Raw genomic sequence first — 14,556 nt, forward strand, 5'->3', positions numbered from 1 at the left:
GGGCGTAAGGCCGGACGAGCTCATTTTTGCATCATGCTAGTTATACTCACTTTGTTAAACCGATTTTCGGAGGTCTTGGATAATAATAGTTAGGGGTTAGGTTGCAGGATTGCACCTAGCCCTTTTTTTATGGTTAGTAATCTATTTTAAGTCACATTATACAAATTACAATCTATCCCCTATGAATGAATATGATGAATGCGTTAATGAATTGTACAAAGACCTTTGTAGCTATAAGGGTCAGCCGCTGGAGTTGCGGGAATACCTGCGAGCCAATATGAGTGTTAAAGATCTTTTGGAGCGTGATGTTTTGTTTAGAAAGAAGAGGCCGATCACGGATGCGCTGTATGTGGGCCGTGGTTTTGTGGCCACGTACGGCAGCAGTGTTTTAGGTGATAATCAGGTGTTAAGCATTGCTAAAAAACATGCGATTTTAGCTGATTTTAGTTTTACTGCTCAGGAACCTTCTGACTATGATCTGGTGGGTCTGGCAGGAAGTTATGTGCTGGGCATCAGCTTTGAACATATGCAAATTATTTATGACAGGTTCCCCAGTACCCAGGATTTGTCCAGATTGATCATGGCGGACACCAATCGTAAAGAACTTGAGCGGGTTCGGTTATTAACGCGGGATGCGGAAAAGGTGGTGTATGATTTTTACATGGAATTCCCAGAGTTTCTGCCAGCGGGTGGCCTAATGATCGATGCTGACATTGCCTCTTATGTGCTGATCGGTGAAAGTACGTTGCGGAATGTCCGTGCGAAATTATTTAAGCCTTAGGTCTTGTGAAATTAAAGTGCTAAGCATTAGGTATTTGCCCTTTTTTATACAAAGGGCTACTTTTTTAGAGGTTAAGGCACTTCGTTTTATACCGAAATTTAATGCAATTAATCTTCTATACTATGTTTGTTAACCAATGTAAATTTGCGCCTTTGTATAGGCTGAGGATCTTAGGGTATTACCCGAAGGATTCTTTATCTTTGTTCAACTTTAAAATACGAATTACGACACAGACATAATTGTTTGCTTGAGATATTTATAGCGTTAAACGCGTCCTGACCGGAAAAACTGGAAATTTTATACTAGAGTCGGGAACAAGTGCAACGCCTGCGGAAGCGCGGGCTTGCTTTGTTCTGTACTCTAGTGGGGTTCCAGTCCCTTCCGGTGTGGGGCATTGCATCCCGCGCTATCACAGAAATCGTGATAGTTCATCCTGCTGCCCGGCAGGTCAAGCGTGTGTCGATACCCTTAATTGATTTCCTTCATTTGCATAGATCCCGCTGGCGCTTTCAGGTATTTTTAATCTAATTCCTTATTGATGCGTGCCTTTGCCTTTGTTAAAATTCAGTCCCCTGTTGTTTGCTGGTTATTTTTATTGTTTGAACTGACCCTGATGGGTTATCAGCTTTTCCGGTGTTATCCTACTTTTCAGCGAAAAGATTGGGTTCCGCTACTGGTATTGCTGCTGCTGGTGGTCTGGAACTGCACGTTGGGCTCGATGACCGATCTGCATCGATTGGTTATTGTGAACTTGTCCGTTCTTTTGCTTGCTGTTGGGTTGATGTACCTTACTTTTTTGAATAAGGGTGATGAGCATTCTTCGCGTGGTTTATCTGATTCGCCTGATTTTCCGGAGGCACTTGAGTTGCCGGATGTTGCCAATATTCCGGAAGAACCCACTGATCCTTTTTTGGACAACTGCCGGAAATGTTTACTTACGGTCAGGGAAATTGAGGTCGTTTCGCTTCTTGCCAAAGGAAAAACCTATAAAGAGATTGCAGAACTGCTGCATATTTCTACCTCGACGGTCGATTCGCATGCCCAGAATTCTTATAAAAAAGCAGGGGTAAATAACAAGACCGCGTTGCTTCACAAATTTCTGACCGTACCTGAAAAATAAACGATTTTTTTTTGTGGGGACAATCCCTGAATTACCTGCCTTACAGCTTGCTGTGAGGCTTTTTTGTGTGAAATCGTGAGTTTTCACTATTGGCGGACAGGTATCTTTTGCTGCACTTTTGGAGTTGACCAAAATAAATGTGCCTATGAAGAGATGATACTTATTTCTGCCGATTGCTTAGGGTCCCGATTTGAGCGGGAGCCGGTCGGCGGGATTTATTTAAAATCTATATCTATGCGTAAAAACAATTTTAAGCAAGGCTTTCGTGACTTGCAACTTGGGGTAAAACTCATGGCTGGCCGAAACGAACTGTCGATGGTGGAAAAGTTTAACAGCATCATGGAGCAGATCGCGGAATTTTTTAACCGCGCGAGGGTTCAGGTGCTATCGGTTCCTTTTGATGATGACCTGGAAGAGATTTATTTTTTTAAGTTTGAAAAGGCGGAATGGACTGCATTGAAGATTTATTATGCTGGGCTGTTTGGCCTGCTGAATCGTAAGCCTTCTGGCCATCGTAAGAGTATTCGCAAGTTCTACCTTGCGGAACTGGCTCACATTTCGAGTTTGCTGAAACGTTACCGTTTATATTATGAGTATTACCGTTCCGGTGCCACCGATATGGATGACATCCTGTTTTTGCGTGGGGCAGTGATCGCCTCGCCGGTCTTGCTGGAACTGCCAGAGATTGATCCAGATTTTTCAACCTGCGGGGAATACCTGTTTGCCTTATTTTCTGCCTATGAGTCTTTGCAGGAATACATTTTGGAAGAAATGAAAGGGCTGGAAAAAGTTGATTTGGGTAGTACTGTTATTCCGTCAGGTTCTGTCAAGAAATACTTTGAGTATACGGGCGACCTGATCAATATGGTCGAACTAGGGTATGGCCTTTGGTTAGGTAAGCAGTTCAATAACGGGAAAGCCAGTCTGGTGGAAATCTTTCGCTGGCTGGAGGAAACCTTGGGTGTTGAGCTGGGTGTTCCTTCCAATCGTTTCAGGGAGATCAAGCGGCGTAAGCGTTTGAGCCGGACGCATTTCATGGATCTGTGCCGCACCGAGCTGTTGAATTATATGGATCACGAGAATTCCCTGGAAGCTAGACCGGAGAGTGATCTGGTTTCTGGCGATTGATTATGAAGGTGTTATGAGTTATTTGTCACCCCTGTAGATATCCTTTTTCGGCTTCTTTGAAACTTTGCTTTTGTTATCCCGTCGCATGGTGCGGCGGGACTAAAGCAAAGTAATTATGATACAATTTCAATCATTTTGTGGACTGCATCTGGCCCTAGCTGTGGGTTTTGTGGTGCTGGCCGGACTGCTCATTTGGTTCTTTTTGATTCGTGGCAGAAATAAGGCTTCTCCGCCTCTGGCTCATCGCTGGCAAGCTGAAGTAGATGATATTCCGGACGAAGCAGAGGAGCTGATGGGCAAACCGGTTTTGGAAGAAGGGGTGAGCGTGGTTTCAGCTGAGGACTTCGGATTTGTGGATAAGGCAAAGCAACTGGGCGCGGTGCCGGATATGCAAAAAGACATCCGCGACATCTGCAAGGTGCTGGCCGAAAAGGACGGCAGCAAGGAGGATTTCTTTGTGATGTTTCCGATGATCCGCGCGAAATATCCCTGGGCATCCAAAAGCACTTTGGTGGGGGAACTGAATGCCTTCATCCGTGAATGCGTCCCCTTTCAGCTGTCTCCGGAAGAACTGGAAGACCTCTGGAACTAGGCATCTGCCGGGACAATTAATTATTCAATCACCTCAATTCATTACATGATAAACACAAAAAATATATCTATAAAGACGGGAAAAATCTGGCGAAAATTTCTTGGAAAATACCTGCTGGTCTGCTTTGCGATCCTGTGCGCCAACCTGCTTTTTAGCTCACTTGCCTTTTCGCAAGATGGGGCGGCGGGGATCAATGAAGCGACCAACAAGGTCAAAGGATACTTTGACGCGGGTTGTAACCTGATGTACGCCATCGGTGCAGTTTTAGGCATCATAGGGGCTATAAAAGTGTTGTGTGCCATGAACGATTTGGTTGTCTGAATAACAGCTAGATCGATGCTTTGTAGATGATGAGGGTGGGCCCCTCGGAACCGCCTTACAGGAGGAGGTTCCAAACCAGCGTATGCGGCTTTAGTAAAGAGCTTTGGTCGTGAGCGATACGTGAAAAGTCGGACTAGATTCCGGCAGGTAACTGTGCAGAAGGTGAACGAAATTGAACCATTGATGAGGTACCGAAATATGGAAGTTGATGTCAAAACCGAGCTCCTATACTTGGCTCGGGATAAGTCAAAGGGAAACCTGCTTACTGCTTTGACGGCATCCGGTATAGAGATGGCACGAGCTGCACAGAGGCGTTTACAAGGAACATGGGAACCTGTTCTGGAATGCTAAGGGAGAAATTCAAGCAGAGAACCTGTGAGAATGAGAGTACCGATGTCCAGATACAGGGGCAGACTGATCTGTAGTAGTGATGAAACTTCTGTAATGGAAGTGGAGCGAAGGGATCAGCTTATTCAGCGAATTAATTTGAACAACTAAGTAAAACTAGGAGGATTTAAAATGAAAGACGCAAAGTCATTTAAAATTAGAAAACAGCTTGTAATGGAAGCGTACAAAAGAGTGAAAGCAAACCAAGGCTCCGCGGGAGTAGACAACGTATCGTTATTGGACTTCGAGCAAAAGCTTGGGGACAATCTGTACAAAATCTGGAACCGCATGAGTTCAGGTAGCTATGTACCACCACCAGTAAAATTTGTAGAGATACAAAAGACTGGGGGCGGGTTAAGACCTCTTGGCATTCCAACAGTTGCAGACCGTGTTGCACAGATGGTCGTCGTGATGACGATAAACCCATCAATAGCACCACATTTTCATGAGGATTCTTTTGCTTATCAGGAGAAGAAATCGGCACTTGATGCTATAGCGAAAGCTAGAGAAAGATGTCAAGTGTTCCATTGGGTCGTTGATTTAGACATCAAAGGCTTCTTCGATAACATAGATCACGAACTTCTGATCAAAGCCATGCAGAAGCACATTCAATGCGCATGGTCGATGATGTACATTAGACGCTGGTTGACCGTGCCTTACCAGTTGGAAGATGGAACGTTAGTGGAAAGAACGAAGGGAGTACCACAAGGGTCAGTTATAGGACCGATACTTTCAAATCTGTTCCTGCACTACGCATTCGACGAGTGGATGAAAAAGGAGCAATCCAACATTTCATTCGAGCGGTATGCAGACGATATCATATGCCATTGTGTAAGCCTCAAACAGGCAGAATTCGTGAAACGTTGCATCAAGAAAAGGTTGGCAGACTGCAAGCTGGAACTTAGCGAGGCTAAGACTAAAATTGTTTACTGCAAGAAGAATCACAGAGAGATCGAATACGATTGTGTATCATTTGATTTTCTTGGTTACACTTTCAAACCACGCAGGGCGATAGACCCGCATGGTGAGGTGTTCCTAAACTTTGCGCCTGCAATCAGTAAGAAAGCAAGGACGAAGATATGGGAGACCATCAGAAAGTGGAACCATCATTATTGGGTACAGATCACGCTCGAAGAGATTGCAAAGCAAATCAATCCTATCATTCAGGGATGGATAAATTATTACGGCAAATTTCACATTAAAGTGCTGAAGCAAGTCCTAATGAGGGTAAACATGAAGCTAGTTCGCTGGGTTCGGAACAAGTTTAAAGGGTTTAGAAAGTTCAAGACACAGGCAGTACATAGACTGGGGGACATCGCATTGACGAAACCTGATTTGTTTGCGCACTGGTCTTGGGGAGTTAAGCCCACTGCAAGCTTGCGAAATCGCAAGAAACTTGCTGGTGACCGAATAAGAAGAGCCGTATGAGAGGAGACTTTCACGTACGGTTCTGTGAGAGGCTGATGGGTGAGACTCCCTCGGCCTACTCGATTCAAAAATGGAATGCCGGCGAGCCGGATACAAGCAAAGTGGCAGCCGCCTGGTTTGGCTCCTGCATCTTTCTGGTGGTTGTAGCTACCGTGCTGCAATCTTTCTTCGGCATATAACTAAGCGCAGCGATCTCTTGAACACCTTTGAAACCATAAGAGACCTGTGAAAAAATCATTAATCACCTATCAGGCGGGCGGGGCGTAGCACAGCTTGTACAAGATGGCACCGCGAGGCTCCATCCGCTTGATACTAAAAATATGTTTATGAGTTTAATCTATCAGATCAATAAGGGCATAAATAAGCCTATCGAATTTTCGGGCCTGAAAGGGCAATACATCGGTTATCTGGCCGGAGGCTTAGTGCTGCTGTTATTGACCTTTGTTTCACTGTACCTGCTGGGAGTGAGTTTGTATTTCATCCTGCCTTTGGTATTTGGTTTGGGAACCGGACTGTTTATGGCTGTGGGTAGGCTATCCAAACGCTTTGGTGTACACGGGCTGGAAAAGTATTTGGCAAAACGTGGCTTGCCAAGTTACCTGCGGGTGAATTCCAGGCGGGTGTTTACCGGACTTAAGGTATTGCAGAGCAATGCGGAAAGGCAGGCGGCATGATGAACCTGGAAAAAATCTTTCCGATCTGGAAGGTAGAACATAATGCGATTCTTTCGATGCAGGGGGATCTGAGTATTGCTTTCCGGTTTCATGGCGCGGAGACCGGAACCTTATCGGCCGGTAATTTTGATGCCGGTCAACAGGCGCTGTGCAAAGCGATCCGGGTCTTGACCACTGGGTCGATCTTTCACAAGATGGATATTTTTATCAAAGCGAAGGTTGCGGCAGATTTCCAGCGTGCCGCGCTATCCGGAAGTAGTTTGGCCCATGCCTCCGAGCAACATTTTAACGAGCGGCCGTACCTGGAGCATGAGAGTTATGTTATCCTGACCCAGACACCTACGGGGCGAAGGTTGTCTTCTTCGGCGTATTCCAATATCCTGCGCAAGTCTATTGCGCCAGTTCAGCAGCGGGATGAGGCGGTATTTAAGAATTTCCTTTCTGCCGCCAGTTCCTTTGAGCGGATCGTTAATGATAGTGGCTTGTTTTCATTGGAGCGTTTGGGTGATGATAAATTGGCCGGTACAGCGAATAGGCCTGGTGTCATTGAGCGGTATATGTTTCTGCTGGGAAAAGATCAGCAGCCGATCATCCGTGACATTCACTTAAAAGACGGCTTGCGTGTGGGTGATCAGCATTGCCAGCTGTTTACCCTTGCTGATGCGGCCGATTTGCCTGCGTTTTGCGGCAGCCGCGTAGACTATGATGCGTATTCGACTGAGCGCAGCAAATACAGCATTGGTTTCGCTTCACCTTTGGGCTTGTTCCTGGACTGTAACCACATGTATAACCAGGTGATTGTGGTGGGCGATGCGCAGAAGACTATGAAAGGATTGGAGGCCAAAAAATTGCGATTGCAATCACTATCGGCCTATTCGCGTGAAAATGCGATTTCCCGTGATGCCTGCAACGACTTTTTAAATGAAGCGATTTCTACGCAGAAGCTGCCGGTAAAGGCGCATTTCAATGTGCTATGCTGGACGGATGATCCCTTGGAGCTGCCAGAGCTGAAAAACAAGGTGAGTTCGGCGATGGCCAAAATGGATGCGGTCTGCAAGCAGGAAACTGATGGTGCCCCGCAGGTATGGTATGCCTGTATGCCGGGCAATGAAGGGGATTTTCCGATGAATGAGACCTTTGATACCTTTGCTGAGCAGGCCTGCTGTTTTTTGAATATGGAGACTTCGTATCGCAGTTCGCTGTCACCTTTTGGCCTTCGGCTGGGTGAGCGCATATCGGGCGTTCCGGTGCATGTGGACATTTCGGATGAACCGATGAAGCGGGGCTGGATCACCGCGCGTAATAAATTTATTATCGGGCCATCAGGCTCGGGCAAGTCTTTTTTTACCAACCATTTGGCCAGGGCGTACTTTGAGCAGGAGGCGCACGTAGTAATCGTGGATATCGGTCACAGTTATAAAGGGCTGTGTGAGCTGGTCGATGGTTATTATTTTACCTACTCCGAAGAAAATCCGATCTGTTTCAATCCCTTTTATATCGGGGAAACGGATGTACTGGATACCGAAAAAAAAGAGAGCATCAAAACTTTGCTGTTGGCGCTTTGGAAACGGGAGGATGAAAGTTATAAGCGCTCGGAATATGTGGCGGTGTCTAATGCCCTCACCTTGTACTATGAGCATTTGGCGGCTGATCCTTCGATTTTTCCCTGCTTTAATTCTTTCTATGAGTTTTTGATGCAGGAATATCTTGTGGTGCTGAAAGACGGTAAGGTTCAGCCTAGCGACTTCAATATCGACAACTTTTTGTATGTGCTGAACCCTTATTATAAAGGGGGCGAATTTGATTATTTGTTGAATGCCAAACAGAACCTGGATCTGTTGCATGAGCGCTTCATTATCTTTGAAATTGATAATTTGAAGAGTCATCCCATTCTTTTTCCAGTGGTTACGCTCATCATTATGGAAATGTTCATTTCCAAGATGCGCAAGCTGAAAGGGGTGAGAAAGGTCATTATGATCGAAGAGTGCTGGAAGGCCATTGCGACCGCCGGAATGGCTTCCTACCTGCAATTTTTGTTCAAAACAGTTAGGAAATTCTTTGGTGAGGCCATCGTGGTGACCCAGGAAATCGAGGATATTATTTCCTCGCCGATTGTCAAGCAGGCCATCATCAATAACTCGGATTGTAAGATCCTGCTGGACCAGAGCAAGTACCAGAACAAGTTTGACCAGATCCAGCTGCTGCTGGGCTTGACCGATAAAGACAAGACCTTGATCATGTCGATGAACAAGGCCAATGATCCCAAGCTGAAGTATAAGGAGGTCTTTATCTCCCTGGGCGGACACTCAAAAGTCTACCGTACAGAGGTTAGTTTGCAGGAGTATCTGTGCTACACCACCGAGGAAAGCGAGAAGCTGAAAGTGCAGGAATATGCCGTCAAGTACGGCTCGGTTGCCCGTGGCATCGCCGCACTTGCGGCAGACCTCCTTTCGGGAGTAAAAGTTTTTTAAATCATTATTTATCAATTAAAAACAAGATCAATTACCATGGACCTGCGAAGCAAGCTTTCCAGCCATTAAAAAACAAATCAAATACTATGGAAAAAAATCAAAAATTAAACACCGGAAAATGCCTGATGGCGCTACTATTCCTTTTGGGATTATTAGTTGGCTGTGTACAGGGGGAAACCTTTGACGGTACTTTCGTCAACACCGCTGGCAGCGAATTCAGTATTGCGGATGACACCCTTGTGGTGGAACAGGGCGAGGGTAACCAGTTCCTGATTCACCGCAGGACGGGATTCAGCTTACTGGATGATCAGGGCAGGCCAGGCAAAAAACAATATGAAAAGGAAGAATGGAAGGCGGTCTATGATCGGGGTACTGAGGTAATGACCGAAAGCCGGAACGGGATAATGATCACCTTCAATGCTGACCGGAGCATCCTGACTGCCGGAAAAAGGAAATACAAACGGATTTAACTAACAGAATGATGAATTTATTAAACTATATGAGCAAACTACTCAAAACCTATATGGTAGTGCTGCCGCTAACGGCGACGGTCTTGCTGGTGAGTTTGCCCTCTGGAGCAAATGCCCAGCTGGCCATTGCCGAGGTGATCAAAGCGGGCGTAAAAAAAGTGATCAAAGCTGTTGACCTGAAGGTGCAGCGGCTGCAAAATGAAACGATCTGGCTGCAAAATGCGCAGAAGGTAATCGAGAACCAATTGAACAAACTAAAGCTGGGAGAAATATCGGATTGGACAGAACGCCAACGAAATTTATACGCCGGCTATTATGATGAGCTGGTCAAGGTAAAGTCGGTGATTACCGCTTACAAAAAGGTAAAAAGCCTCGCAACCACTCAAGCCGCGATCGTTCAGGAATATAAATGGGCCAGTGGGCTGTTCCGTAAGGACAAGCATTTTTCAGCGGAAGAACTGGTTTACATGGAAGAGGTCTATGAAGGTATACTGAAAGCGAGCCTGAAGAACCTCGACCAGGTATTTGTGGTGATTGGTTCCTTTAAGACCCAGATGTCTGACGCCAAACGCCTGGAGATGATTAATGCCGCGCAGCAGGCAATGGAGCAGAATTTTGATGACCTGAAACAGTTTAACGATCAGAACATTACGCTTTCTATCGGCAGGTCAAAGTCCATTTTTGAAACCAAACAACTAAAGGAGGTTTATGATATCAATTAAATGGGATTGGATCAGTGCTTTTTCATTCAAGCAAAAATCCTTTACGGTGTTACTAGCGATACTGTTACTGGCGACCGCAACCGCCCCAACCTGTAATGCGCAAAGTTTCAGCGAGTGGTTCAAGCAGAAAAGCACGCAAAAGAAATACCTCTTGCAGCAAATCGCCGCCCTTCAAGTGTACATCGGTTTTGCAAGGGACGGCTACCAAATCGTAGATGGCGGCTTGCAGACGGTTCAAAGTATCACCAATGGGGAGTTCAATTTGCATGAGGCCTTCGTTTCGGGGCTGAAAAAAGTAAGCCCGGCTGTTAAAAATGATGTGCGCGTCGCGGAGATCATTGGCCTGCAATTGTCCATCATCAAATCTTTTAATGGATTGAAACGAGCTGATGTACTTTCTGCGGATCATGCGGCTTATATCGCTTCGGTTGGTGAAAAAGTGATCGCGGAATGCTATAATGATTTGGAGGAACTGCTACTAGTGATCACCTCAGGCAAACTGGAGATGGGTGACGATGAGCGCTTAGCAAGGCTGAATGAAGTGTACGAGCGGATGGAGGATAAGTCAGCATTTACCCGTGATTTTTGCGGGAATGTCAGCCTATTGATTCTGCAAAAGCGAAAGGAACAGGGTACGATAACTGATTTAAGGAGGTTTTATGAGATCGAGTAACTTAAAATTAGTGCTTTTGGGATTGCTGTTTATGGCATCCTTTCGTGGTCACGCGCAAAGTGCCGAAATCCAGCAGTTGCTGCTGAACGTAGAGAAGCTGTCCCAGCTCAAGAACATTCTGACCGATATGAAACGCGGCTATACCATTATCTCGTCTGGCTACAATAGCGTGAAGAATATTGCCCAGGGGAATTTCTCTTTGCATGATGTATTCCTGAACGGTCTTTGGCTGGTCAGTCCCGAAGTGAAAAAATACCACAAGATCGCAGACATCATTTCAGCGCAGGCGGCATTGGTGTCCGAGTATAAATCTGCTTTTAAGCGATTTAACAGCAGCGGAAATTTCAGTGCTTCAGAACTGTCCTACCTTTCTAAAGTCTATAAGAAACTGTTTGACGAAAGCCTGGATAACCTGGATCAGCTGGCGATGGTCATCACAGCAAATAACCTGCGCATGAGCGATGATGAGCGGATGCAGGCGATTGACCGGATCGATGCGGATACCCGCGACAAGCTGATTTTTCTGCGCTCGTTTAACCAGCAGAACAGTATCCTGAATATCCAAAGGCAGCGGGAAAAGTCCGATCTGCAAGGTCTAGGTAATTACTTTAAACCCAACTAAGCTTATGATGAAACAGTTTTTTACGACTGCATTTCTTGCAGTCTTAGCTATGCTTTTGCCATTATTTTCCTTTGCCCAGAACGGTAATGGCCTCGCTGGCAGCATTAATGGCCTGCAACCTGTACTGGATAACGTGTATTCGGATATGCTGCCGCTTTGCGGCAAGCTGATCGGTGTTGCCCGTGGCCTAGCAGGGTTCGGAGCCCTCTGGTATATCGCCTCGCGGGTATGGCGGCACATTGCCAATGCAGAGCCGGTGGATTTCTACCCGCTATTGCGCCCTTTTGCCCTTGGCCTTGCCATTGTGCTTTTCCCAATGGTCATTTCGGTGATGAACGGCGTTTTGCAGCCGGTAGTTTCGGCAACCGGTGCGATGGTCAAAAACAGTGATGCGGCTATTGTGGCGCTGTTGAAGCAAAAGGAAGCTGCTATTAAGCACACCAAACAATGGCAGATGTATGTCGGTGAAACCGGTTCCGGTGATTCCAATAAATGGTATAGGTACACGCATCCGAAAGATCCTGACCGGGAAAGTGAAGGCATTTTTGAAGGGGTCGGCAATGACATTAAGTTCTGGTTGGATAAGAATTCTTATAATTTCCGCAACAGCATCAAGCAATGGATGTCCGAGGTCTTGCATGTATTGTTTGCAGCGGCAGCCCTTTGTATCAATACCATCCGCACGTTTTATTTGATCGTGCTGGCGATCCTTGGCCCGCTGGTATTCGGCTTTGCGGTATTTGACGGTTTTCAGCATACCCTTACGGTGTGGATCGCCCGTTATGTCAACATTTTTATGTGGCTGCCGGTGGCCAATATCTTCGGCAGTATCCTGGGTCAGATCCAGCAGAACATGCTGAAAATCGACATTTCCCAGATCGGTCAGCAGGGCGATACCTTCTTTTCTGCGGCAGATACCGCGTATTTGGTGTTTCTCTGCATTGGCATTGTCGGTTATTTCACGGTGCCTAATGTGGCCAATTACATTGTACATGCTGGTGGCGGGAATGCCATGCTGCAAAAGGTCAACTCACTGGTAGCCGGTGGCAGCTCTACCGCTGCCAATACGGGCATTGCCGCAGGCGGCATGGCTGCTGACGCGATGGGTGACCTTTGGCGCAGGATCAATACCGATAGGGCAGGCGGGGATCAAAATGATTATTTAAAAGACAAATTAAAGGGTTAGCCATGTTTACACAACTCAAAAACATTGACCGTGCTTTTCAGCACATTAAAAAGTTCAGTATCGCCTTTCTGGTCGCCTGCTGTTTACTGACCGCCAGCGTCGTTTACCTCTGCTTTGCGGAGATCGGCAAGGCCAGTAACAGGGTGATGATCCTATATAACGGGAAGGTACTGGAAGCCTTTGCCTCCGAGCGCAAACAAAATATCGCGGTGGAGCTGCGCGACCATATTAGGACCTTTCACACCCTATTTTTTTCGCTGGAACCCGATGAGAAAGCGATTGCAGCTGGTATCGGTAAGGCGCTGTACCTGGCGGACGGTTCGGCCAAACAGGAATGGGAAAATTTGAAAGAGGCTGGTTATTACAATAACCTGATCTCGGCCAATATCTCCCAGCAGCTGGAAGTAGACAGTATCCATCTTGACCTGAATGCAAGCCCTTACCGCTTTACCTGTTACGCGACGCAGCAATTGATCCGTGCCAGCAGCAAAGTATTGCGCAAACTGGTGACCCGCGGAGAGATCAGGGTATTGCAGACCCAGACGGACAATAATCCGCATGGATTTTTGATCCAGCACTGGGAAACGCTGATCAATCAGAATACTAATCCTTCTCAGCCATGAGATTGATGCGTAGTAGGAAAAAGCCGCTTAGCCAGCGGCAGGAGGCTGTTGCCGAAAAAGTAGCGGGCAGGATTGTACAAGGGCAACGGCGATTGGCAGGTTACCTGAACCGGCGTACTGCTGGATTGTCCGGTAAAAGCTGGTTGCTGCTACTAATCGCCTTTTGCTTGGCCTTTGGTAGCTATTTGCTTTACCTGCTGATGCAGGTATGGGATTAACATTTATTCACTTTTTAATAAAAATTCTATGACAGAAAAAAAAGAAAATCCGGCCGGACAAACGGCTGGCAGTAACAAAAGATTGCGTATCCAACTGGATCGCAAAAAGCTTTATTTTATCGTACCGATTGTGCTGGCCTTATTTGGGCTGCTCGGTTACGGCGTGTACCAGTGGCAGGCGGACAAAGCCGCTAAGCAGGCACCAAAAGCGGGCATCAATACTTCTCTGCCTGATGCCACCTTTAGTGAAAAGGAGCCGGAGGGAAAGATGGCCTATTATGATAAGGCCAGGCAGGATTCAGCGCAGAGCGATACCGCTGGTTTGAGTTATGCCGCGGAAAAAATGGGCTTTGGCAAAAGACCAGATGACCAGACCAGTAAGATCACCGAAAAGCTGGCGGACTTGAATAAGGAGTTGAATACGCCTTATGTTGCTCCAAAAAGCTACACGCCAAGTATCCCTCCAACCACCTATGCCCCGATTTCAAAGGATGTGGACAGGCTGGAAACATTAATGAAGAACATGCAGGAGCATAATGGTTCCGGTGAGGATGAAATGGCGCAGATGGGTTCGGTCATGGATAAGCTCCTTGCCCTGCAAAATCCGGAACTCGCTAAACAGCTTTATCAAAAATCCGATGTGGTGGAAGCTAGTGATACTTTGTTCAAGGCCATCCCTGCCGAGATTGCTGCACCGCAAAAAGTAACGCAGGGATCGGTGGTCGAAATTCGTCTAGTGGATACGGTCGTATTGAACGGCCAGCGTATCCCAAAAGGGCACACCCTTTTTGGTCTGGCTTCTTTTAGTAATCAGCGCATGAACTTAGAGATCAAAAATGTCAGGCTGGGCAACCAGGTGATCCCCGTGAACCTAACGGTTTATGACAGGCGGGACGCGATGGTTGGGATATTTGCGCCGGAAGCTTTATTAAGCGAAGCTATTGCTTCGGGCAGCTCAAGCGCCATCAGCAGTTTGGGGATATCGGGATTTGACCTGACGACCCAACTTGCCGGTGCCGGTATTGACGCTGCGAAATCGCTGCTCAGCAAAAAGATCAAACGAATTAAACAGCCCCTGAAAGGTGGTTATCCTTTGCTGATCCGGGACAATACGTTGAAAACAAAAAGATAACAATCAAT

16 protein-coding genes and 1 pseudogene are annotated in these 14,556 nt (G+C 46.6%); all 17 read left to right on the forward strand.

Translation table 11 applies throughout. The features are described 5' to 3' along the window. Window positions 1-181 precede the first annotated feature (181 nt). The 17 genes and pseudogenes from HDC92_RS13780 (at window position 182) to traM (ending at window position 14,548) form a co-directional block, all read left to right on the forward strand. A complete protein-coding gene (locus tag HDC92_RS13780) occupies window positions 182-781 on the forward strand; it encodes a Crp/Fnr family transcriptional regulator (RefSeq protein WP_183875299.1) in 600 nt (199 codons plus the stop codon). A 538-nt stretch (window positions 782-1,319) separates the two neighbouring features. Beyond that, entirely contained in the window at window positions 1,320-1,901 is a 582-nt protein-coding gene (locus tag HDC92_RS13785; protein ID WP_183875301.1) for a response regulator transcription factor, read from the forward strand. 234 nt (window positions 1,902-2,135) lie between these two features. Next, complete coding sequence (locus HDC92_RS13790; RefSeq protein WP_183875303.1) at window positions 2,136-3,029, forward strand: RteC domain-containing protein; 894 nt, start codon at window positions 2,136-2,138, stop codon at window positions 3,027-3,029. A gap of 115 nt (window positions 3,030-3,144) precedes the next feature. Then, a complete protein-coding gene (locus tag HDC92_RS13795; protein WP_183875305.1) occupies window positions 3,145-3,621 on the forward strand; it encodes a hypothetical protein in 477 nt (158 codons plus the stop codon). 45 nt (window positions 3,622-3,666) lie between these two features. Further along, window positions 3,667-3,942, forward strand: coding sequence for a DUF4134 family protein (locus tag HDC92_RS13800; RefSeq protein ID WP_183875307.1), 276 nt, complete (start codon window positions 3,667-3,669; stop codon window positions 3,940-3,942). A 519-nt stretch (window positions 3,943-4,461) separates the two neighbouring features. Beyond that, window positions 4,462-5,757: a group II intron reverse transcriptase/maturase gene (ltrA, locus tag HDC92_RS13805; protein ID WP_183875309.1), complete on the forward strand. Its 1,296-nt coding sequence runs from the start codon at window positions 4,462-4,464 to the stop codon at window positions 5,755-5,757. A 68-nt stretch (window positions 5,758-5,825) separates the two neighbouring features. Next, window positions 5,826-5,936 (forward strand): annotated as a pseudogene (locus HDC92_RS13810) (DUF4134 family protein); the annotation flags it as partial. 147 nt (window positions 5,937-6,083) lie between these two features. Next, window positions 6,084-6,431, forward strand: coding sequence for a DUF4133 domain-containing protein (locus HDC92_RS13815; protein WP_183875311.1), 348 nt, complete (start codon window positions 6,084-6,086; stop codon window positions 6,429-6,431). Then, on the forward strand, window positions 6,428-8,902 hold the full coding sequence (locus tag HDC92_RS13820; RefSeq protein WP_183875313.1) for a TraG family conjugative transposon ATPase: 2,475 nt from the start codon (window positions 6,428-6,430) through the stop codon (window positions 8,900-8,902). The genes HDC92_RS13815 and HDC92_RS13820 overlap by 4 nt, the downstream gene beginning before the upstream one ends. An 86-nt stretch (window positions 8,903-8,988) precedes the next feature. Continuing rightward, window positions 8,989-9,372, forward strand: a complete 384-nt coding sequence (locus tag HDC92_RS13825) for a hypothetical protein (protein ID WP_183875315.1) — start codon at window positions 8,989-8,991, stop codon at window positions 9,370-9,372. Between the two features lie 8 nt (window positions 9,373-9,380). Next, window positions 9,381-10,094, forward strand: a complete 714-nt coding sequence (locus HDC92_RS13830) for a conjugal transfer protein TraI (RefSeq protein WP_317618094.1) — start codon at window positions 9,381-9,383, stop codon at window positions 10,092-10,094. Then, the gene (locus tag HDC92_RS13835) at window positions 10,081-10,767 is read left to right on the forward strand and encodes a hypothetical protein (protein WP_183875317.1); all 687 of its coding nucleotides are present in this window, start codon (window positions 10,081-10,083) and stop codon (window positions 10,765-10,767) included. The genes HDC92_RS13830 and HDC92_RS13835 overlap by 14 nt, the downstream gene beginning before the upstream one ends. Next, complete coding sequence (locus tag HDC92_RS13840) at window positions 10,754-11,389, forward strand: TerB family tellurite resistance protein (RefSeq protein ID WP_183875320.1); 636 nt, start codon at window positions 10,754-10,756, stop codon at window positions 11,387-11,389. Before HDC92_RS13835 ends, HDC92_RS13840 begins: the two co-directional genes overlap by 14 nt. Before the next feature lie 4 nt (window positions 11,390-11,393). Beyond that, the gene (gene traJ / locus HDC92_RS13845) at window positions 11,394-12,575 is read left to right on the forward strand and encodes a conjugative transposon protein TraJ (RefSeq protein WP_183875322.1); all 1,182 of its coding nucleotides are present in this window, start codon (window positions 11,394-11,396) and stop codon (window positions 12,573-12,575) included. A gap of 2 nt (window positions 12,576-12,577) precedes the next feature. Next, a complete protein-coding gene (traK, locus tag HDC92_RS13850) occupies window positions 12,578-13,198 on the forward strand; it encodes a conjugative transposon protein TraK (RefSeq protein ID WP_183875324.1) in 621 nt (206 codons plus the stop codon). Next, entirely contained in the window at window positions 13,195-13,416 is a 222-nt protein-coding gene (locus HDC92_RS13855; protein ID WP_183875326.1) for a hypothetical protein, read from the forward strand. Before traK ends, HDC92_RS13855 begins: the two co-directional genes overlap by 4 nt. Window positions 13,417-13,444: 28 nt before the next feature. Continuing rightward, a complete protein-coding gene (gene traM / locus HDC92_RS13860; protein ID WP_183875328.1) occupies window positions 13,445-14,548 on the forward strand; it encodes a conjugative transposon protein TraM in 1,104 nt (367 codons plus the stop codon). Window positions 14,549-14,556 lie beyond the last annotated feature (8 nt).

The organism is Pedobacter sp. AK017 (assembly GCF_014200825.1).
In the GTDB taxonomy this organism is placed as follows: Bacteria; Bacteroidota; Bacteroidia; order Sphingobacteriales; family Sphingobacteriaceae; genus Pedobacter; species Pedobacter heparinus.

Coding starts and splice junctions, on each gene's coding strand:
- HDC92_RS13820 (WP_183875313.1), top strand. CDS start 6,428: ATGATGAACCTGGAAAAAATCTTTCCGATCTGGAAGGTAGAACATAAT.
- traK (WP_183875324.1), top strand. CDS start 12,578: ATGTTTACACAACTCAAAAACATTGACCGTGCTTTTCAGCACATTAAA.
- ltrA (WP_183875309.1), top strand. CDS start 4,462: ATGAAAGACGCAAAGTCATTTAAAATTAGAAAACAGCTTGTAATGGAA.
- HDC92_RS13780 (WP_183875299.1), top strand. CDS start 182: ATGAATGAATATGATGAATGCGTTAATGAATTGTACAAAGACCTTTGT.
- HDC92_RS13785 (WP_183875301.1), top strand. CDS start 1,320: ATGCGTGCCTTTGCCTTTGTTAAAATTCAGTCCCCTGTTGTTTGCTGG.
- HDC92_RS13790 (WP_183875303.1), top strand. CDS start 2,136: ATGCGTAAAAACAATTTTAAGCAAGGCTTTCGTGACTTGCAACTTGGG.
- HDC92_RS13830 (WP_317618094.1), top strand. CDS start 9,381: ATGATGAATTTATTAAACTATATGAGCAAACTACTCAAAACCTATATG.
- HDC92_RS13835 (WP_183875317.1), top strand. CDS start 10,081: ATGATATCAATTAAATGGGATTGGATCAGTGCTTTTTCATTCAAGCAA.
- HDC92_RS13800 (WP_183875307.1), top strand. CDS start 3,667: ATGATAAACACAAAAAATATATCTATAAAGACGGGAAAAATCTGGCGA.
- HDC92_RS13795 (WP_183875305.1), top strand. CDS start 3,145: ATGATACAATTTCAATCATTTTGTGGACTGCATCTGGCCCTAGCTGTG.
- HDC92_RS13815 (WP_183875311.1), top strand. CDS start 6,084: ATGAGTTTAATCTATCAGATCAATAAGGGCATAAATAAGCCTATCGAA.
- traM (WP_183875328.1), top strand. CDS start 13,445: ATGACAGAAAAAAAAGAAAATCCGGCCGGACAAACGGCTGGCAGTAAC.
- traJ (WP_183875322.1), top strand. CDS start 11,394: ATGATGAAACAGTTTTTTACGACTGCATTTCTTGCAGTCTTAGCTATG.
- HDC92_RS13840 (WP_183875320.1), top strand. CDS start 10,754: ATGAGATCGAGTAACTTAAAATTAGTGCTTTTGGGATTGCTGTTTATG.
- HDC92_RS13855 (WP_183875326.1), top strand. CDS start 13,195: ATGAGATTGATGCGTAGTAGGAAAAAGCCGCTTAGCCAGCGGCAGGAG.
- HDC92_RS13825 (WP_183875315.1), top strand. CDS start 8,989: ATGGAAAAAAATCAAAAATTAAACACCGGAAAATGCCTGATGGCGCTA.